This is a genomic window from Terribacillus sp. FSL K6-0262 (genome assembly GCF_037977385.1).
In the GTDB taxonomy this organism is placed as follows: Bacteria; Bacillota; Bacilli; order Bacillales; family Amphibacillaceae; genus Terribacillus.
In genome coordinates this window covers 744,080-762,925 of sequence record NZ_CP150277.1, presented here as the reverse complement: position 1 = coordinate 762,925, position 18,846 = coordinate 744,080, and the positions used below count along the sequence as shown (strand labels likewise).

Annotated in this window: 11 protein-coding genes, 15 tRNA genes and 4 rRNA genes; all 30 read left to right on the top strand. The window is 47.0% G+C overall.

The annotated features are described in order from the left end of the window. Window positions 1-7 precede the first annotated feature (7 nt). The 30 genes from bcp (at window position 8) to MHI54_RS03790 (ending at window position 18,846) form a co-directional block, all read left to right on the top strand. Window positions 8-478 carry a thioredoxin-dependent thiol peroxidase gene (gene bcp / locus MHI54_RS03935; RefSeq protein WP_095217305.1) on the top strand — a complete coding sequence of 157 codons (471 nt, stop codon included), beginning with the start codon at window positions 8-10 and terminating at the stop codon, window positions 476-478. 68 nt (window positions 479-546) lie between these two features. After that, window positions 547-1,644, top strand: a complete 1,098-nt coding sequence (locus MHI54_RS03930) for an aminopeptidase (protein ID WP_340082335.1) — start codon at window positions 547-549, stop codon at window positions 1,642-1,644. Window positions 1,645-1,828: 184 nt separating this feature from the next. Further along, on the top strand, window positions 1,829-2,785 hold the full coding sequence (locus MHI54_RS03925; RefSeq protein WP_340082334.1) for a D-2-hydroxyacid dehydrogenase: 957 nt from the start codon (window positions 1,829-1,831) through the stop codon (window positions 2,783-2,785). Then, entirely contained in the window at window positions 2,785-3,330 is a 546-nt protein-coding gene (locus MHI54_RS03920; RefSeq protein ID WP_340082333.1) for a cob(I)yrinic acid a,c-diamide adenosyltransferase, read from the top strand. Before MHI54_RS03925 ends, MHI54_RS03920 begins: the two co-directional genes overlap by 1 nt. A 126-nt stretch (window positions 3,331-3,456) precedes the next feature. After that, entirely contained in the window at window positions 3,457-3,894 is a 438-nt protein-coding gene (gene perR / locus MHI54_RS03915) for a peroxide-responsive transcriptional repressor PerR (RefSeq protein WP_198946075.1), read from the top strand. A 143-nt stretch (window positions 3,895-4,037) separates the two neighbouring features. Beyond that, window positions 4,038-4,907 carry a nucleotidyltransferase-like protein gene (locus tag MHI54_RS03910; RefSeq protein ID WP_095217310.1) on the top strand — a complete coding sequence of 290 codons (870 nt, stop codon included), beginning with the start codon at window positions 4,038-4,040 and terminating at the stop codon, window positions 4,905-4,907. 392 nt (window positions 4,908-5,299) lie between these two features. Further along, a 16S ribosomal RNA gene (locus tag MHI54_RS03905) occupies window positions 5,300-6,861 on the top strand. A 301-nt stretch (window positions 6,862-7,162) separates the two neighbouring features. Continuing rightward, window positions 7,163-10,087, top strand: a 23S ribosomal RNA gene (locus tag MHI54_RS03900). 254 nt (window positions 10,088-10,341) lie between these two features. Beyond that, window positions 10,342-10,454, top strand: a 5S ribosomal RNA gene (gene rrf, locus MHI54_RS03895). The 16S, 23S and 5S rRNA genes sit together here with 13 tRNA genes alongside, the layout of an rRNA operon. Window positions 10,455-10,465: 11 nt before the next feature. Further along, window positions 10,466-10,540: transfer RNA gene (locus MHI54_RS03890), tRNA-Asn, on the top strand. Window position 10,541: 1 nt separating this feature from the next. Continuing rightward, window positions 10,542-10,633 (top strand) — tRNA-Ser (locus MHI54_RS03885). 17 nt (window positions 10,634-10,650) lie between these two features. Continuing rightward, a tRNA-Glu gene (locus MHI54_RS03880) sits at window positions 10,651-10,725 on the top strand. Between the two features lie 20 nt (window positions 10,726-10,745). Continuing rightward, window positions 10,746-10,821: transfer RNA gene (locus tag MHI54_RS03875), tRNA-Val, on the top strand. Between the two features lie 35 nt (window positions 10,822-10,856). After that, window positions 10,857-10,931 (top strand) — tRNA-Met (locus MHI54_RS03870). Window positions 10,932-11,054: 123 nt separating this feature from the next. Beyond that, window positions 11,055-11,131: transfer RNA gene (locus MHI54_RS03865), tRNA-Asp, on the top strand. Between the two features lie 21 nt (window positions 11,132-11,152). After that, window positions 11,153-11,225: transfer RNA gene (locus MHI54_RS03860), tRNA-Phe, on the top strand. A gap of 8 nt (window positions 11,226-11,233) precedes the next feature. After that, window positions 11,234-11,319: transfer RNA gene (locus MHI54_RS03855), tRNA-Tyr, on the top strand. Window position 11,320: 1 nt separating this feature from the next. Further along, window positions 11,321-11,394, top strand: a tRNA-Trp gene (locus MHI54_RS03850). A 15-nt stretch (window positions 11,395-11,409) separates the two neighbouring features. Then, window positions 11,410-11,484: transfer RNA gene (locus MHI54_RS03845), tRNA-His, on the top strand. 73 nt (window positions 11,485-11,557) lie between these two features. After that, a tRNA-Gly gene (locus MHI54_RS03840) sits at window positions 11,558-11,632 on the top strand. Window positions 11,633-11,636: 4 nt separating this feature from the next. Continuing rightward, a tRNA-Cys gene (locus MHI54_RS03835) sits at window positions 11,637-11,710 on the top strand. 18 nt (window positions 11,711-11,728) lie between these two features. Next, window positions 11,729-11,810, top strand: a tRNA-Leu gene (locus MHI54_RS03830). Between the two features lie 781 nt (window positions 11,811-12,591). Further along, on the top strand, window positions 12,592-13,527 hold the full coding sequence (locus MHI54_RS03825) for an NADP-dependent oxidoreductase (RefSeq protein ID WP_095217312.1): 936 nt from the start codon (window positions 12,592-12,594) through the stop codon (window positions 13,525-13,527). Between the two features lie 244 nt (window positions 13,528-13,771). Then, window positions 13,772-14,476 (top strand): response regulator transcription factor, encoded by a 705-nt coding sequence (locus tag MHI54_RS03820; protein WP_095217313.1) that lies wholly within the window; start codon window positions 13,772-13,774, stop codon window positions 14,474-14,476. Beyond that, complete coding sequence (locus MHI54_RS03815; RefSeq protein ID WP_340082332.1) at window positions 14,473-15,474, top strand: sensor histidine kinase; 1,002 nt, start codon at window positions 14,473-14,475, stop codon at window positions 15,472-15,474. Before MHI54_RS03820 ends, MHI54_RS03815 begins: the two co-directional genes overlap by 4 nt. An 81-nt stretch (window positions 15,475-15,555) precedes the next feature. After that, entirely contained in the window at window positions 15,556-16,320 is a 765-nt protein-coding gene (locus MHI54_RS03810; protein ID WP_340082331.1) for an ABC transporter ATP-binding protein, read from the top strand. Continuing rightward, window positions 16,295-18,190: an ABC transporter permease gene (locus MHI54_RS03805; protein ID WP_095217316.1), complete on the top strand. Its 1,896-nt coding sequence runs from the start codon at window positions 16,295-16,297 to the stop codon at window positions 18,188-18,190. The genes MHI54_RS03810 and MHI54_RS03805 overlap by 26 nt, the downstream gene beginning before the upstream one ends. 364 nt (window positions 18,191-18,554) lie before the next feature. Next, window positions 18,555-18,667 (top strand): 5S ribosomal RNA (gene rrf, locus MHI54_RS03800). A gap of 11 nt (window positions 18,668-18,678) precedes the next feature. Continuing rightward, window positions 18,679-18,753, top strand: a tRNA-Asn gene (locus MHI54_RS03795). 1 nt (window position 18,754) lies between these two features. Next, a tRNA-Ser gene (locus MHI54_RS03790) sits at window positions 18,755-18,846 on the top strand.

The window sequence follows — 18,846 nt, the reverse complement described above, 5'->3', positions numbered from 1 at the left end:
TCTTTCCATGACAACAGAAATCGGCAAAGCAGCACCAAGCTTCACCCTGCCTGCGACAAACGGAGAAATCGTTTCCCTTCACGACTTCAAAGGTAAAAACGTCGTACTTTATTTCTATCCAAAAGATAATACACCAGGCTGTACGACAGAGGCGTGCAGTTTCCGTGATAATCATGATAAATTCACCGATCTGGATGCAGTCATCATCGGTGTCAGCCCGGACCCGATAGAAAGCCACGAAAAATTCATCAACAAATTCGATTTGCCATTCCTTTTGCTAGCAGACGTAGACCATGCCGTGGCAGAAGATTACGAATGCTGGAAGCTGAAAAAGAACTTCGGCAAAGAATATTACGGAATCGAACGCTCCACTTTCATCATCGACAAAGAGGGAAACCTTCAAAAGGAATTCCGCAAGGTGAAAGTGGACGGACATACCGAAGAAGCGCTGCAGTTCATCCAGGACAACCTGCAATGATATTCGCGACCCAATGCACATGCATTGGGTCGTTTTTGTTATGATGGAAAATAAAGGAGATGATATCGATGAAAGATCCTCGCTTGAATAAACTAGCCAAGCTGCTTTTATCTCATAGTCTGGAGCTGAAAGAAAATGAGAAAGTCATTATCAGTGCAGTTCCAGCCAGTAAACCGCTTGTGAAGGAAATCCTGAAGGAAACGTATGCGCTGGGTGCTATTCCATTCTTATTTTGGAATGAAGAAGAAACAGAACGAATCATCATGGAGCATGCCCCGGCAGAACAGTTCCGTTTGACCGATAAATGGAATTTGGAACAGTTCAAGGATACTGATGCTTTTCTCGTGATTCGGGGAAAAGAAAATGATGCAGAGCTGGGCAGCGTTCCGAATGACCAGTTCATCAAGCATGGGAAGCTGATGAAGGCATCCGATGACTACTTGTATGAAAACCAGAAATGGGTGCTGTTCGAATATCCGACACCTGCGGCGGCGCAGAAGGCGAGGATGAATCATGATCAATTTTACGATTATGTGATGGATGTAAGCACAGTCGATTACGAGGTGATGCGCCAAGCACAGCAGCCGTTGAAGGATTTGATGGAGCGTACAGATCGCGTTCGTATCGTCGGTCCGGAAACGGATATTTCATTTTCCATCAAAGACATACCAGCAGTCATTTGTGCAGGTACACATAATGTACCGGATGGGGAAGTATACACCGCACCTGTCAAAGACAGTGTGAATGGGACGATTACATATAATACGCCAAGTCCTTACCAAGGTGTCATCCATCATCAAGTATCCCTCACCTTCGAGAATGGGAAGATTGTCAAGGCAGTATCCGATCACACCGATAATTTGAATGAAGTGCTGGACACAGATGAAGGGTCACGCTACATTGGTGAGTTTGCCCTCGGGGTGAATCCTGTCATCAAGGAGCCGATGGGGAATATCCTCTTTGATGAAAAAATTTCCGGCAGCCTGCATTTCACGCCCGGGGATTCCTATGACGAGACCGAGAATGGCAACAGCTCCTCCGTCCACTGGGACCTGGTGCTCATCCAGCGCCCCGAATATGGCGGAGGCGAGATTTATTTTGATGATGTGCTGATACGCAAGGATGGCATATTTGTACTGGATGAACTGAAAGGGCTCAATCCGTGACAAGCGCATATACAGGGAGGTCATTGCTTGCATATAGTACAGCATGAAACCTCCCCTACATGATATTGGCTCAGACATTAAGTGTCTGGGCTTTTTTTATGAAGGCTGTTGCTTTTCGTGCTCGATGCAAAAAGGGTATAGTAAAGGGAGAAAACAAATACATACACTTTTGGAGGGGATACATATGCAAGTTCTCGTAGCAGTGAAAATAGATCAGCGAATGAAACGGCATTTTGAAACTTCTTATCCGGATATCACTTTCCACTTCAGTTCCACAAAAGAAGAAACAGAGGAACGCATCAAAGAAGCGGAAATCTTGGTTACCGGCGGAAGGGGAGCGGATGAGGCATCGCTCCGCAAAGCGGATAAGCTGAAGTGGATCATGGTCATTTCTGCTGGTGTCGATAATCTGCCGCTTGAGCTGATGGCCCAAAAAGGCATCATGCTGACAAACGCCAATGGTATCCATCGAATCCAGATGGCGGAATATGCGATTTCGTCGATACTGGCTGTGGCCCGCAATGAGCGTGCTTTCCTGAAGAAGCAAGAAGAGCATGTATGGGATAAGGATCTGATGATAGATGAAATCACAGCGAAAAAACTGGTAGTCGTCGGGGCTGGTGCCATCGGTCAGGAAGTGGCACGGTTAGGGAAAGCCTTCCGGATGCATACAATCGGTGTGAGCCGCAGCGGTTCTCCGAAAGAGTATTTTGATGAAGTATATAAACAGAAAGATATTGACATAGTCCTTCCGCATGCAGATTATCTGATTTCCATTCTGCCAAGTACGAAGGAAACCAAATATTTCTATAAAGAAAATCACTTCGACCTTATGCCGAAGCATGCGGTCTTCCTCAATATGGGGCGTGGAGATGCAGTGGCGACGGAAGTGCTGCTGGATGCTTTGGACAAAGAAAAGATAAAAGCTGCCGTGCTGGATGTTTTCGAAGAGGAACCGCTTCCTGAGGATCATCCTTTCTGGGATCATGAACGTGTTGTGTTGACTCCGCATATGGCCGGTAAATCCCCGCATTATATCGAGCGGGCAATGGATATCTTCGAAAAGAACTTAACGGTATATACAGACGAATCAGCCGAGAAGCAGTATATAAATAAAATCGATTTGGACAGAGGATACTAATGAAGATTTACACGAAAACAGGGGATAAAGGGGAGACTTCCCTTATCTATGGAACGAGGGTGCCGAAAAATCATCCTCGCGTCGAGGCTTATGGCACGTTGGATGAAGCGAATGCAGCAATTGGCACGGCAGTCGGTTTAATGACGGTTGAAAATGCTCCTTTCCGTCAATCATTGCAGCGTGTCCAGACACTGCTCTTTCATGCAGGAGCTGAACTTGCGACGCCGCCTGATAAAGAGGTTCAATGGAAGCTGGAAGCAAAGCACACAGCCAGTTTGGAGATGGAAGTCGATCGATGGACAGAAGAGCTGCCGCCGCTGAAACAATTCATCCTGCCAGGCGGATGCCCAAGCTCTGCTGCTTTGCATCAAGCGCGCACCATTGTACGACGAGCGGAAAGATTGATTGTCGCTTTGGCAGAGGGAGATGGCAGCAACGAGGTACTCCGCTTCATTAACCGCTTGTCTGATTATCTTTTTGTCGCGGCAAGGTATGCCAATCTCCTGCATGGGGCAGAAGAGATTCTGCTTGTCCCGGATATTTAAAGGGTAGCAGGGTTTTTTATTGACAAGATCAGGCAACGCCCTTTACAATTTAGAAGAAGTATAATGTAAGAATAGTCATCGTTTAGACAAATGTTTTATCTACAAGTGAAAGCGAGGTGCATGACGGTGTCTGAACAGAGATTACAAGCAGCAGTGGAGCGATTGAAAGAATCCGGCGTCAGAATAACACCACAGCGTCATGCGGTGCTTGAGTTCTTGCTGAATTCCAAGATCCATCCTACCGCTGATGATATATATCGAGCGCTAGAGGATAAGTTTCCTAATATGAGCGTAGCAACGGTCTACAACAACCTTCGTGTGTTCCGTGAGAACGGGTTGGTACGGGAGTTGACTTATGGAGATTCCTCCAGCCGATTCGATTGTGATACAGATGAACACTACCATTTGATTTGCGATTCATGTGGGAAGATTGTCGATTTCCATTATCCAAGTCTTTATGAAGTAGAGAAGCTCGCTGCCCAGGTAACTGATTTCGATGTAACTCACCATCGGTTAGAGTTGTATGGTACGTGCCCGGATTGTCAGCAAACAACCAAGCATTAACCTCGAGCGCAGTCTTCTATAGATAGAAATGCCTTTGTCACGTTTGTGATGAAGGCTTTTCTTTTGTCAGGTAAAAGAGGATTTTGAAGAAATATGTTGAATTACTACTAAAATATATAGAATTACACAGCGGAGGGATTGCCTTGGAGAACATTCTTCGTCCGATTTATCAAGAACGTGCCAGTATGCCGAATACATTGGGTATCATCCTAGTGGAAAAGACAAAGCCGGTAAGTCCGACCACGGATAATTTCGATATGATTCTGTTGGTGATCGTCAAACAGGCAGACGAGCCGTGGTTCACGAAGCATTACAGTTATGAGGGGAAGATAGCAGCGATGCATATCGTCGAGGAGTCGCTGCTTCATTATTGGATTGACACTAGCACATATCGGCGGGCGGTTGAATGGATCTTCGAAGGAAAGGTTGTTTTCGATCGGAATGAATATATTGAAAAACTGAAAAACGAGCTGGCGAGCTTCCCATATGAAAAGCGGAAATTGAAAATGACGATCGAATTTGCAAAATTGATAAGTGCCTATGCCGAGACAAAGGATCTCCATGACAGCGGGCAGTACCTCGATGCATATACGCGGATGGTCCGTTGTCTGCATTACCTGGCTCGGCTGTCCATCATCGAAAAAGGACATCACCCGGAAGTCACCGTTTGGAATCAGGTGCGTAGAATAGATTCGGAAGTATATAAGCTTTGTGAAGAATTCATCCAGAGTAAGGAGGAAACGGATCAGCGGGTGCAGCTTATGCTGCTTGCCGTCAATGTTGCCATCAATGCCAGATCCCACTCCGCTGCGGAGCACCTGCTGCGTGTCATGCGTATGAAGGATGAGGCATGGACCTTCGGGGAATTGAAAAACAGACCGGAAGTGGAAGCCTATGCTGCGCATTTGAGTGCACTCCTCAATTATTTAGAGGAGAAGGAGATCATTGAAGCGGTGCTGACAGAAACGAAAGGCAAGGCAATATACCATCGGGAATACCGAATCAAAGAATGATGATAAAAAATACGAGGGCAGCTGTCGATGTAAGTTACTGTCCTCGTTTAAATCAGTGCTGATGCTGATATGGTTTTATGGGAGGATATGTGCTAAGCTGGTTTGGCTGTGTACGGCATATTGTATGAGTTCAAGATTATTATAAAAAAACTATTGACGATGATTGGAGTGCGTGTTATATTTATAGGCGTCGTCAGCGAGCAACAACGCCTGACAGCACAGAGATAAAAAACATGTTGACAACGCAAGTTGAAACATGATATGATGTTCTAGTCGCCAAACGAGCGGCAGAACGAAATTGATCTTTGAAAACTGAACAAAACAACCAATTACGAACTAAACGACATGATCATAAGATCAACGTCAGCTCTGACGAGCAATGCATCAACACTTTCATGGAGAGTTTGATCTTGGCTCAGGACGAACGCTGGCGGCGTGCCTAATACATGCAAGTCGAGCGCAGGAAACCAGATGACCCCTCCGGGGTGATTCTGGCGGAATGAGCGGCGGACGGGTGAGTAACACGTGGGCAACCTGCCTGTAAGACTGGGATAACTCCGGGAAACCGGGGCTAATACCGGATAGTATTTCCTTTCTCCTGATCGGAAATGGAAAGACGGTTTCGGCTGTCACTTACAGATGGGCCCGCGGTGCATTAGCTAGTTGGCGGGGTAACGGCCCACCAAGGCGACGATGCATAGCCGACCTGAGAGGGTGATCGGCCACACTGGGACTGAGACACGGCCCAGACTCCTACGGGAGGCAGCAGTAGGGAATCTTCCGCAATGGACGAAAGTCTGACGGAGCAACGCCGCGTGAGCGATGAAGGCCTTCGGGTCGTAAAGCTCTGTTGTCAGGGAAGAACAAGTACAAGAGTAACTGCTTGTACCTTGACGGTACCTGACCAGAAAGCCCCGGCTAACTACGTGCCAGCAGCCGCGGTAATACGTAGGGGGCAAGCGTTGTCCGGAATTATTGGGCGTAAAGGGCGCGTAGGCGGTTTCTTAAGTCTGATGTGAAAGCCCACAGCTTAACTGTGGAGGGTCATTGGAAACTGGGGAACTTGAGTGCAGAAGAGGAGAGTGGAATTCCACGTGTAGCGGTGAAATGCGTAGATATGTGGAGGAACACCAGTGGCGAAGGCGACTCTCTGGTCTGTAACTGACGCTGAGGCGCGAAAGCGTGGGGAGCAAACAGGATTAGATACCCTGGTAGTCCACGCCGTAAACGATGAGTGCTAGGTGTTAGGGGGTTTCCGCCCCTTAGTGCTGAAGTTAACGCATTAAGCACTCCGCCTGGGGAGTACGGCCGCAAGGCTGAAACTCAAAAGAATTGACGGGGGCCCGCACAAGCGGTGGAGCATGTGGTTTAATTCGAAGCAACGCGAAGAACCTTACCAGGTCTTGACATCCGCTGACAACCTTGGAGACAAGGCGTTCCCTTCGGGGACAGCGTGACAGGTGGTGCATGGTTGTCGTCAGCTCGTGTCGTGAGATGTTGGGTTAAGTCCCGCAACGAGCGCAACCCTTGATTCTAGTTGCCAGCATTCAGTTGGGCACTCTAGAGTGACTGCCGGTGACAAACCGGAGGAAGGTGGGGATGACGTCAAATCATCATGCCCCTTATGACCTGGGCTACACACGTGCTACAATGGATGGTACAAAGGGCAGCGAAGCCGCGAGGCTAAGCAAATCCCATAAAACCATTCTCAGTTCGGATTGCAGGCTGCAACTCGCCTGCATGAAGCCGGAATCGCTAGTAATCGCGGATCAGCATGCCGCGGTGAATACGTTCCCGGGCCTTGTACACACCGCCCGTCACACCACGAGAGTTGGTAACACCCGAAGTCGGTGAGGTAACCTTTTGGAGCCAGCCGCCGAAGGTGGGATCAATGATTGGGGTGAAGTCGTAACAAGGTAGCCGTATCGGAAGGTGCGGCTGGATCACCTCCTTTCTAAGGATAATTGGAAAAGGTGAAGCGACTGTTCAAAAGCGTACGGATAGATCAGATCGGTTACAGACTCCGGGTTTTGGAGTCAGGAAACGAGATGAACTATACGCTAGCTTTTAGGAGCTGAACCTGGACATTGGAACTACTACTTCGTAGTAGACACGTAATTGGGTTGTTTGTTCAGTTTTGAGAGATCAATCTCTCTTGTGAACCTTGAAAACTAGATAAGAAACAACATGCCAGAACATCAAACTTTAAAGCAAGACAATATATATTGTCGCGATTTAATGCATCATGCGTTATTAGTTAAGTGAAGAAGGGCGCACGGTGGATGCCTTGGCACTAGGAGCCGATGAAGGACGGGACTAACACCGATATGCTTCGGGGAGCTGTAAGTAAGCTTTGATCCGGAGATTTCCGAATGGGGGAACCCGCTATCCGTTATTGGATAGTACGCATTACTGAATACATAGGTGATGCGAGGCAGACCCGGGGAACTGAAACATCTCATTACCCGGAGGAAGAGAAAGCAAATGCGATTTCCCAAGTAGCGGCGAGCGAAACGGAATCAGCCCAAACCAGAAGGCTTGCCTTCTGGGGTTGTAGGACACTCCTTTGGAGTTACAAAGAAACCATGTAGACGAAGCGGCTTGGAATGGCCCGCCATAGAAGGTAAGAGCCCTGTACTTGAAATGTGGTTTCCTCCGGAGTGTATCCTGAGTACGGCGGAACACGTGAAATTCCGTCGGAATCCGGGAGGACCATCTCCCAAGGCTAAATACTCCCTAGTGACCGATAGTGAACCAGTACCGTGAGGGAAAGGTGAAAAGCACCCCGGAAGGGGAGTGAAATAGAACCTGAAACCGTGTGCCTACAAGTAGTCGAAGCCCGTTAATGGGTGACGGCGTACCTTTTGTAGAATGGACCGGCGAGTTACGATCCCCTGCAAGGTTAAGTTGAAAAGACGGAGCCGCAGCGAAAGCGAGTCTGAATAGGGCGACATAGTAGGTGGTCGTAGACCCGAAACCGTGTGATCTACCCATGTCCAGGGTGAAGGTCAGGTAACACTGACTGGAGGCCCGAACCCACGCACGTTGAAAAGTGCGGGGATGAGGTGTGGGTAGGGGTGAAATGCCAATCGAACACGGAGATAGCTGGTTCTCTCCGAAATAGCTTTAGGGCTAGCCTCAAAGGATGATGGTTGGAGGTAGAGCACTGATTGGACTAGGGGCCCTCATCGGGTTACCGAATTCAGTCAAACTCCGAATGCCAATCAATCTACTTTGGGAGTCAGACCATGGGTGATAAGGTTCATGGTCGAAAGGGAAACAGCCCAGACCGCCAGCTAAGGTCCCAAAGTGTGTGTTAAGTGGAAAAGGATGTGGCGTTGCTTAGACAACCAGGATGTTGGCTTAGAAGCAGCCATCATTGAAAGAGTGCGTAATAGCTCACTGGTCGAGTGACGCTGCGCCGAAAATATACCGGGGCTAAACACACCACCGAAGCTGCGGATTGACATCTACGATGTCAGTGGTAGGAGAGCGTTCTAAGGGCTGTGAAGGTCGATCGTGAGGACGGCTGGAGCGCTTAGAAGTGAGAATGCCGGTATGAGTAGCGAAAAAAGAGTGAGAATCTCTTTCATCGAAAGCCCAAGGTTTCCTGAGGAAGGCTCGTCCGCTCAGGGTTAGTCGGGGCCTAAGCCGAGGCCGAAAGGCGTAGGCGATGGATAACAGGTTGATATTCCTGTACCACCTAAATCCGCTTGAACGATGGGGGGACGCAGGAGGATAGGGAAAGCGCGCTGCTGGTCATGCGCGTCCAAGCCGTGAGGAAGTTGAGCAGGCAAATCCACTCAACATGATTCCAGGCGGTTATGGGGAGGGAAATTTAGTACCGAAGTTCCTGATTTCACACTGCCAAGAAAAGCCTCTAGTGAGGAAATAGGTGCCCGTACCGCAAACCGACACAGGTAGGCACGGTGAGTAACCGAAGATGATCGGGAGAACTCTCGTTAAGGAACTCGGCAAAATGACCCCGTAACTTCGGGAGAAGGGGTGCTTCTTTTTAGGAGAAGCCGCAGTGAAAAGGCCCAAGCGACTGTTTAGCAAAAACACAGGTCTCTGCAAAGCCGTAAGGCGAAGTATAGGGGCTGACACCTGCCCGGTGCTGGAAGGTTAAGGGGAATGGTTAGGGACTTCGTCCCGAAGCTGTGAACCGAAGCCCCAGTAAACGGCGGCCGTAACTATAACGGTCCTAAGGTAGCGAAATTCCTTGTCGGGTAAGTTCCGACCCGCACGAAAGGTGCAACGACTTGGGCACTGTCTCAACGAGAGACCCGGTGAAATTATACTATGCGTGAAGATGCGCATTACCCGCGACAGGACGGAAAGACCCCGTGGAGCTTTACTGTAGCCTGATATGGAATGTTGGTACAGCTTGTACAGGATAGGTGGGAGCCTTGGAAACCGGAGCGCCAGCTTCGGCGGAGGCATCCGTGGGATACCACCCTGGCTGTATTGACATTCTAACCCAGAACCGTCATCCGGTTCGGAGACAGTGTCAGGTGGGCAGTTTGACTGGGGCGGTCGCCTCCCAAAGAGTAACGGAGGCGCCCAAAGGTTCCCTCAGAATGGTTGGAAATCATTCGTAGCGTGCAAAGGCAGAAGGGAGCTTGACTGCGAGACCTACAAGTCGAGCAGGGACGAAAGTCGGGCTTAGTGATCCGGCGGTGCCGTATGGAAGGGCCGTCGCTCAACGGATAAAAGCTACCCCGGGGATAACAGGCTTATCTCCCCCAAGAGTCCACATCGACGGGGAGGTTTGGCACCTCGATGTCGGCTCATCGCATCCTGGGGCTGTAGTCGGTCCCAAGGGTTGGGCTGTTCGCCCATTAAAGCGGTACGCGAGCTGGGTTCAGAACGTCGTGAGACAGTTCGGTCCCTATCCGTCGTGGGCGTTGGAAGTTTGAGAGGAGCTGTCCTTAGTACGAGAGGACCGGGATGGACGCACCGCTGGTGCACCAGTTGTTCCGCCAGGAGCACAGCTGGGTAGCTACGTGCGGAAGGGATAAGTGCTGAAAGCATCTAAGCATGAAGCCCCCCTCAAGATGAGACTTCCCATCATTTTAAATGAGTAAGATCCCTCAGAGACGATGAGGTAGATAGGTTCGAGGTGGAAGCGTGGTGACACGTGCAGCTGACGAATACTAATCGATCGAGGACTTAACTAAAAAACGAAAAGCGGAGGAAACCGTTTAGAAACGGAGGAATAAGCGAGAGGCCGTAAAGGGTGGTTTTACCCTTGAAGGGCTATCACTTAGGCCGCAGTTTCTGGTTTCCGGAGCTGGATCTAGCCGCAGCGCCAGATCCCTTAGTAAGTCAACGCCAAAGACCAAGCACTCCGGTGCTCGGCACGCATGAGATGTACAGCATGAATGTTTCTTATCTAGTTTTGAGGGTTCATTCCATATGAATTCTTGCATTGTCTGGTGGTAATAGCGAAGAGGTCACACCTGTTCCCATGCCGAACACAGCAGTTAAGATCTTCAGCGCCGATGGTAGTTGGGTTCGCCCTGCGAGAGTAGGACGCTGCCAGGCAAGATGATCATTCCACAGTAGCTCAGTGGTAGAGCTATCGGCTGTTAACCGATCGGTCGCAGGTTCGAATCCTGCCTGTGGAGCCACGGAGAGCTGTCCGAGAGGTCGAAGGAGCACGATTGGAAATCGTGTAGGCTGCTACAGCGGTCTCGAGGGTTCGAATCCCTCGCTCTCCGCCATCACAACATACATAGATGGCCCGTTGGTCAAGCGGTTAAGACACCGCCCTTTCACGGCGGTAACACGGGTTCGAATCCCGTACGGGTCACCATATATTTTCAAGACCAATCCGGAGGATTAGCTCAGCTGGGAGAGCATCTGCCTTACAAGCAGAGGGTCGGCGGTTCGAGCCCGTCATCCTCCACCATCTTTATCAGTTTCATAGAGAATACCTATCATCATCGCGGGGTGGAGCAGGGGTAGCTCGTCGGGCTCATAACCCGAAGGTCGCAGGTTCAAATCCTGCCCCCGCAACCATAATAATTCACTTACTACGTCGATATTTCTTCTTGGCTAGTGAAAAATGGGAGTACCTGAAGGGTGCGACGATAATGTTTTAATCGTGGTACACGAAGTGTGCAACCAAAGACATGATAAAGTGGTCCGGTAGTTCAGCTGGTTAGAATGCCTGCCTGTCACGCAGGAGGTCGCGGGTTCGAGTCCCGTCCGGACCGCCACTTATAAAATGAATACATAATGGCTCGGTAGCTCAGTCGGTAGAGCAACGGACTGAAAATCCGTGTGTCGGCGGTTCGATTCCGTCCCGAGCCACTCTCATCGGAGGGATAGCGAAGTTGGCCAAACGCGGCGGACTGTAAATCCGCTCCCATCGGGTTCGTAGGTTCGAGTCCTACTCCCTCCACCATAGGGGTATAGTTTAATGGTAGAACAGCGGTCTCCAAAACCGTCGGTGTGGGTTCAACTCCTACTACCCCTGCCATAACATATTGATCATGGCGGTCGTGGCGAAGGGGTTAACGCACCGGATTGTGGCTCCGGCATTCGTGGGTTCGATTCCCATCGATCGCCCTCCATATAGCTTTAGGCTATAGCCAAGTAAACAGGCAAGGATTCCATCGGAATCCTTCCAGCCTGACTTGCATGCGGAAGTAGTTCAGTGGTAGAACACCACCTTGCCAAGGTGGGGGTCGCGGGTTCGAATCCCGTCTTCCGCTCCAAATTGGCGGCATAGCCAAGTGGTAAGGCAAAGGTCTGCAACACCTTGATCACCGGTTCAAATCCGGTTGCCGCCTCCATAAGAAAATCATGAACGCGCCGGTGTGGCGGAATTGGCAGACGCGCACGACTCAAAATCGTGTTCCTTCGGGAGTGTCGGTTCGACCCCGACCACCGGTATCACAAACATGCCGTATTGCCAAACGGTAAACAGAAAGACCCTGACGTAAAGTTAGGGTCTTTCTTTCATTTATTCATATTTACGATGATTTGGTCGGAGGGGCTAGCTGATGAGTAGAGGAACGGTAATAGGTTCTCCCATATTTCATCGTTTCGGAATAGAAGACATGGATGGGCAAAGCAGTAATAAATGTAGGTAGAGATGCATCCATTTTTGAGTAGGATTTTTTTAAAAGAAGATGCGTTGCTTACCCCTTAGATGACTGATATTCATCCCTGCAGATCCAATCGGAGTGTCCTTGATTTGACTTGAACGGGGAACTGGATTTTTTAGTTTTGTAGGCAGTGTGGCATATTTAGAGGATTTCTTAAAACAAAGAAAAGGCTTATCGGGTATTATAGAAGGGCAGCAGACCAGTTCATGCCAATTAAACGGAACAAAATAAGCGAGCGGAAGCGTTCATTAATAGGATCACTCATCAGGTGCAATGGCAGCCGATGAGTGGTTCTTTTTTGATTTGTCCCGAGTATCTAACGGATAAAATATAGCTGCATATGGAAATATAGGAATTGAAGTGTTTGGGGGAGGAGGGGAAAATATCCACTTTCCAAGCGGTTTAGTTTAATTTCAAGTTATATAAAGCTACAATATATTTGTATGGAATATATCATATCATAGAAGATTCTATATTTGATTTATATCTGACAAGAAAGAATGACTTCTGAAGAAGCAACTAATATAGAACTTGGTAATACATTTCATGAAAAGGGAGTGCTATTCATGCGTGCAGTTGTGATCAATGAATATGGCAGTAAAGAGGTATTGAGAGAGCAAGAGCTGCCGAAGCCGGAAATAAAGGCAAATCAAGTACTTGTGGAGGTTTATGCTACTTCCATTAATCCGATTGACTGGAAGCTTCGGGCAGGTTACTTGAAGCAGATGCTGGATTGGTCATTCCCGATTATCCTCGGCTGGGATGTTGCCGGTAAGATAGTTGAAGTTGGAAGTGATGTGAAGGATTTTCAGGTCGGGGATGAGATTTTTGCGCGCCCGGATACGACAGCTGAAGGTACTTATGCGGAGTTTACGACTGTCGATGAGGAATTGCTTGCGAAAAAGCCTAGCAACCTGACATTTGAAGAAGCTGCCTCCATTCCATTAGCAGGATTAACCGCTTGGCAGTGTTTAGTGGATAATACAAAAGTCAAAGAAGGGGATAAAGTACTTATCCATGCTGGAGCTGGCGGTGTAGGAAGTTTGGCCATTCAAATGGCAAAACATTTGGGTGCTTACGTGGCTACAACTGCGAGTGAAAAAAATGAAGCATATGTAAAAGAGCTGGGTGCAGATGAATTCATTAATTACCGCACACAACAATTTGAAGATGAATTAAGTGATTATGATGCTGTCATTGATACAATGGGCGGTGACATCCTAAATAAGAGCTTCCAAGTATTAAAGCCCGGCGGCAGGCTGGTAACGATTGCCGGACAACCCGATTCAGCGTTAGCAGATAAGCATCACGTAACGGCAAGCTCCTATTGGCTGACGCCAAATGGTAAACAGTTAGATGAAATAGGGGAATTGCTTGAAAAAGGGATAGTTAAGCCTCAAGTGGGCAGTGTATTTGATTTTTCAGCTGAAGATTTACAAGAAGCTCATGAATTAAGTGAAACACATCATGCCAAAGGGAAAATTGTAATCAAAGTCAAATAAACGCTGAACGCCGCAACTTATATGGCAGCACATGTTAGATTGAGTATCTTTATCGGATACTTTTATACATGCTAATATTGTCATATCCAGACTCTAACGCAAAGTTGGGGTCTTTTTTTATGTCTGCTGATTTTATGTCGTATTCCTTTAAGGATTCCTGGATGATTTTACGGATAATAACATGCGATGGGATTCAATGGTAAAATTATAATGGAAGTGATTATATGGCTAGGAGACATGAAACATGGAAAAAATCATGATCATTGAGGATGACATAAAAATTGCGGACTACTTAAGTTCCCACATTGAAAAATACGGATATGATGTCACCATTGCGGATGACTTTGGAAATATATTAGCTGCGTTTCTTGCGGTGCAGCCTGATCTTGTTTTGCTTGATATTAATCTTCCTAGCTATGATGGGTTTTATTGGTGCAGGCAAATCAGAAAAACGTCGATTTGCCCAGTGATTTTCATTTCGGCACGAACGGGAGAAATGGATCAAGTCATGGCAATAGAAAACGGCGGGGATGATTTTATTACCAAGCCATTTCATCCGGATATAGTGATGGCAAAAATCAGAAGTCAAATGCGGCGTGCGTATGGAGAGTATGCTGCAAAGTACGAGGAGCGAGTGCTTATCCAGGATGGATTGTACTTTTATCCCGAACGATTGGAACTGCAGTTCGGGAATCAATCAACGCAATTAACTAAAAAAGAATCGGATATTATGGAAAGCCTGCTTGAGCGTTATCCCCGCGTTGCTGGCAGGCAGGATTTGCTGGAGAAATTATGGGATGATCAAGCCTATGTGGATGAGAATACCTTGAATGTGAATATAGCCCGTGTTCGTCATAAGTTGCAAGATATAGGCATCGAGGATGCTGTGGAAACGGTCAGGGGAGCAGGATATCGTTTGCGTATCAGCTGGAATGAGGAGAAAGCATGAAATTATTCCTTCGTGAGCATGTGCTGCTCATTTTGGTCCAGCTCTTTCAAGCTTTGCTGGTTCCGGTGCTATTTTGGCTGGACGGCTATCGTGATCTTGGCATTAGTCTATACGCCTTTTTCCTATCCATGCTTTTCATAGCCGCATTCCTCTGTTATCGGTACTTTAGTCGAAGGAATTTTTATCAAAGATTGCAGCATTCGCTGACAGCACTGGATGAATCCTTGGAGACTACCGAACGGGCACCTATTTCTGAAGCGCTCGATCAATTGCTGGCTGCCCAGTATCGCTTATATCGGGAAGAACTATTAAAAGGGGAAGACAGACAGGATGAGCATTTGTTGTTCATGGATCGTTGGGTCCATCAAATGAAAACACCGCTCTCAGTCATTGAATTGATGGCCCAAACATTGGACGAACCAGATTCATCAAGTATCCGGGAAGAAACGGATCGGATGCGGGAAGGTCTGAATACAGTCCTCTATTTAGCAAGGCTTCGCACCATCACCGAGGATTTTCATATTAAGCCTGTGGTCCTTACCAAGCTGATCAGCGAAGTCCACCAGGAAAATAAGCGATTCTACATCCGCAATGAAGTATATCCAGTATTGAAGGAAGAGACAACTGGGGCAATAGTGGAGACGGATGAAAAGTGGCTTTTCTTCCTGCTGTCGCAGCTGCTGCATAATGCTGTCAAATACTCTGCTGGAAAATCGAATCAACTTATTCTTTCTGTCTATGACAGAGCTGGAGAAATGGTATTGGAAGTGAAGGACTTTGGAATCGGTATTCCTGCTGTCGATCGGAAACGTATCTTCAATAAGTTTTATACAGGCGAAAATGGCAGGAAATATCGGGAGTCTACGGGTATGGGACTGTATTTGGTAAAAGAAGTCGCTGAAAAATTGGATCACCGTCTGGAAATGGAATCGACCGTTGGAGAAGGGACGATTTTTCGGATCATTTTTTCCAAAACACAAAACCTTACATCAATGTAAGATTCGTGAAAGCATAATCGATGGTAGGACATGTACTGCTCAGGCTATGCTTGGATTAAGCATCAGGAAGGAGAATGGATTATGCTCAAGCTTACAAAAGTCAGTAAAATATATGAGGGGAAGGTTGCTTATCGAGCCCTGGCCGATATCGATCTGGACGTAGAGGATGGTGAATTTGTAGCGATCATGGGTCCATCGGGAAGCGGTAAAACAACCCTTTTGAATATCGTTTCCACAAACGATGCGCCGACCACTGGGCAGGTGGAAATCGATGGGAGGTATCCGCATCAGCTGAAAAAGAATGCTTTGGCCGCATTCCGTCGTAATGAATTGGGATTCATCTTTCAGGATTTCAACCTATTGCATACACTTACTGTTCAGGAAAATATCATCCTTCCGCTCACATTGGATGGTGTCCCAGCAGGGGAGATGCAGAAGAAGGCACAACAGATAGCGAAGCATCTTGGTATCGAAGGCATCATGAATAAGCGTACGTATGAGATTTCCGGAGGGCAGGCGCAGCGGGCAGCGATTGCCAGGGCGATGATCCATGAGCCCAAATTACTGTTGGCGGATGAGCCAACAGGGAACCTTGATTCTAAAGCAGCCAAGGATGTCATGAAGATGCTGGTATCCATAAATGAAAGGAATAGAACAAGCTTATTGATGGTAACACATGATCCTCAGGCAGCAAGTTATGCTGATCGGGTTGTTTTTATCCGGGATGGGAAGCTGTATTCCGAGATTCATAGAGGGGAGAGCAGACAAGCATTCTTCCAGAAGATAATCGATATGCTATCGCTGATGGGGGGAGAGGGAAATGACTTTTCGTCAGTTCGCGTTTAGAAATGTCCTACGCAATAAACGGCTGTATATTGCGTACTTCCTCAGCAGTATGTTTACGGTGATGGTATTCTTCACATTTGCAATCTTTGCTTTCCATCCAGCTCTTTTGGATAGCTCGATCAATGAGTATGCGCTTTTTGGGATGGCTGTGGCTGGTGGAATCATTTATATATTTTCGTTCTTCTTTATTTTATATTCGATGAGCTCTTTCTTGCAATCAAGGAAGAAGGAATTTGGTTTATTGATTATCTTAGGAGCTTCTGATAAGCAGATACGGCTTATGGTATTTTTAGAGAATATCTTAATAGGATTTATTGCAACAGCTGGCGGGATCCTGATGGGTCTGGTGTTTGCAAAAACAATACTATTGATTGCCGAGAATATTTTAATTATCGATGCTTCATTGGATTTTTATTTCCCTGTATGGGCAATTGTCGTGACGTTTTTCAGTTTTCTCTTTCTCTTCTTCTGTATATCGATTTTTGTTGCGTTCATTTTACGCACGAATAAGCTCGTCGATCTCATTAAAGGAGATAAGCAGTCCAAAGGGGAACCGAAAGCGTCCATTACACTATCCATCCTTGCGATACTCTTATTGCTTGCGGGATATGGCACTGCCCTACTTGTCAAAGGTGTCGGCGTAGTCTATATGATGATCCCGGTCATCATTGTGGTGACACTGGGAACATACATCTTGTTTACGCAGTTAAGTGTGTATTGCATCCGTCTGCTGAGAGGAAATAAATCGATCTTCTGGCGGAAGACCAACATGCTGCTTTTCGGTGATTTATCGTTTCGGATGAAAGATAACGCTAGAACCTTTTTCTTGGTAGCGATAATATCAACTGTTGCATTTAGTGCCATTGGGACATTATATGGATTCCAATCTTACCTTACGAAAGGGATGAAGGAAATCAATCCATATACTTATAGATATGCTCCTTTTTTGGACGATAGTGAAGAAATTATCGAACAAGACCTTCAGCAGATCAATGCTATATTGGATGAAGAGAAAATCGACGCAGAAATGGAAGCTGCGGACTTGGCTTTTTATGATACATCTGTGGAGGAGTCTCCTGTATTGATAGTGAAAGCTTCTGATTACAATCGATTTGCTGCATTAATCGATGAGAAAGAACTGCATCCAGAGGAAAATGAGGCAATTGTTATGGAACAAAGCGATGCCGTAATCACTGAAGGACAGAAAGCAAGTGAAGCCTTGAAGCAATCGAACATAAAGCTGGACAACGGAAAAGAAATTCAACCAAGTCATGTAGTGGAATCAGCTGTAGGTTTAGGATTAATGGGGTATTATGTGGTGAATGACGGCACATATAAGCAGCTTGGAACACCGGTGAGGACAGATATGACTGCCGCGTGGAATGTACATGATGGGAGCGAGGAACAAGTAATTGAAACGGGAAAAAGGTTAGAGGAACAGATAAAGCATAAGGTGTTTTCTATTGATTATTCACTTTATGAAACCAATAAAGCCTATGGACTGATTCTTTTTATTGGCCTGTTTATTGGTATTGTGTTCTTTGTTTCGGCTGGCAGCTTTCTTTACTTCCGATTATTCACGGATATTGATGAGGAAAAGCGCAAGTTCCGATCGATTGCCAAAATTGGTTTGACACAATCAGAGTTGAAAAAAGTAGTGAATCGGCAAATTGCTATTTTATTTTTCTCGCCGATTGTAGTGGCGCTCTTTCACGGGGCGGTGGCCCTAACAGCTTTGTCGCATTTATTTGACTACAATTTAACAGTGGAATCAGCCTTTGTCCTTGGAAGCTTTGCGGTAATCCAATTACTTTATTTCCTGACTGTACGATTTTTCTATGTGAAACAAGTGATACGGATGGTCTTTTAATAAACTGCATAAGAGTGGGACGGCATTGGGAATCGGCTGCTGGATCAGGGGATCCGGCAGCTTTTTAAGTCAGGGGAAGGAAAGCACTGCTGTATCCATACTGGGATGCGGAATCATGACGATAAACTACGTTGGTTCGGGACAGGACTTCTGCCGCTGGTTGCCAAACCGTGTCCCATTCGTGTAGAATAACAAGGGTTGCGTTTTATTAGAACCTTAAGTTTGCAGCAAGTAAGCCATTACATGTAATAAAAAGAATGTAATACGGAAAAAAACCTAGTTAATTTTAAATAATGTATTGCTTTTTATCTCTGTAGCATATATAATCTAACTTGTCCTTAAGAAAAGGACGATACATAAGAGGTCTGGTGGTAATAGCGAAGAGGTCACACCTGTTCCCATGCCGAACACAGCAGTTAAGCTCTTCAGCGCCGATGGTAGTTGGGTTCGCCCTGCGAGAGTAGGACGCTGCCAGGCAAGATGATCATTCCACAGTAGCTCAGTGGTAGAGCTATCGGCTGTTAACCGATCGGTCGCAGGTTCGAATCCTGCCTGTGGAGCCACGGAGAGCTGTCCGAGAGGTCGAAGGAGCACGATTGGAAATCGTGTAGGCTGCTACAGCGGTCTCGAGGGTTCGAATCCCTCGCTCTCCGCCA

Coding starts and splice junctions, on each gene's coding strand:
- bcp (WP_095217305.1), top strand. CDS start 8: ATGACAACAGAAATCGGCAAAGCAGCACCAAGCTTCACCCTGCCTGCG.
- MHI54_RS03930 (WP_340082335.1), top strand. CDS start 547: ATGAAAGATCCTCGCTTGAATAAACTAGCCAAGCTGCTTTTATCTCAT.
- MHI54_RS03925 (WP_340082334.1), top strand. CDS start 1,829: ATGCAAGTTCTCGTAGCAGTGAAAATAGATCAGCGAATGAAACGGCAT.
- MHI54_RS03920 (WP_340082333.1), top strand. CDS start 2,785: ATGAAGATTTACACGAAAACAGGGGATAAAGGGGAGACTTCCCTTATC.
- MHI54_RS03825 (WP_095217312.1), top strand. CDS start 12,592: ATGCGTGCAGTTGTGATCAATGAATATGGCAGTAAAGAGGTATTGAGA.
- MHI54_RS03820 (WP_095217313.1), top strand. CDS start 13,772: ATGGAAAAAATCATGATCATTGAGGATGACATAAAAATTGCGGACTAC.
- MHI54_RS03815 (WP_340082332.1), top strand. CDS start 14,473: ATGAAATTATTCCTTCGTGAGCATGTGCTGCTCATTTTGGTCCAGCTC.
- MHI54_RS03810 (WP_340082331.1), top strand. CDS start 15,556: ATGCTCAAGCTTACAAAAGTCAGTAAAATATATGAGGGGAAGGTTGCT.
- MHI54_RS03805 (WP_095217316.1), top strand. CDS start 16,295: ATGACTTTTCGTCAGTTCGCGTTTAGAAATGTCCTACGCAATAAACGG.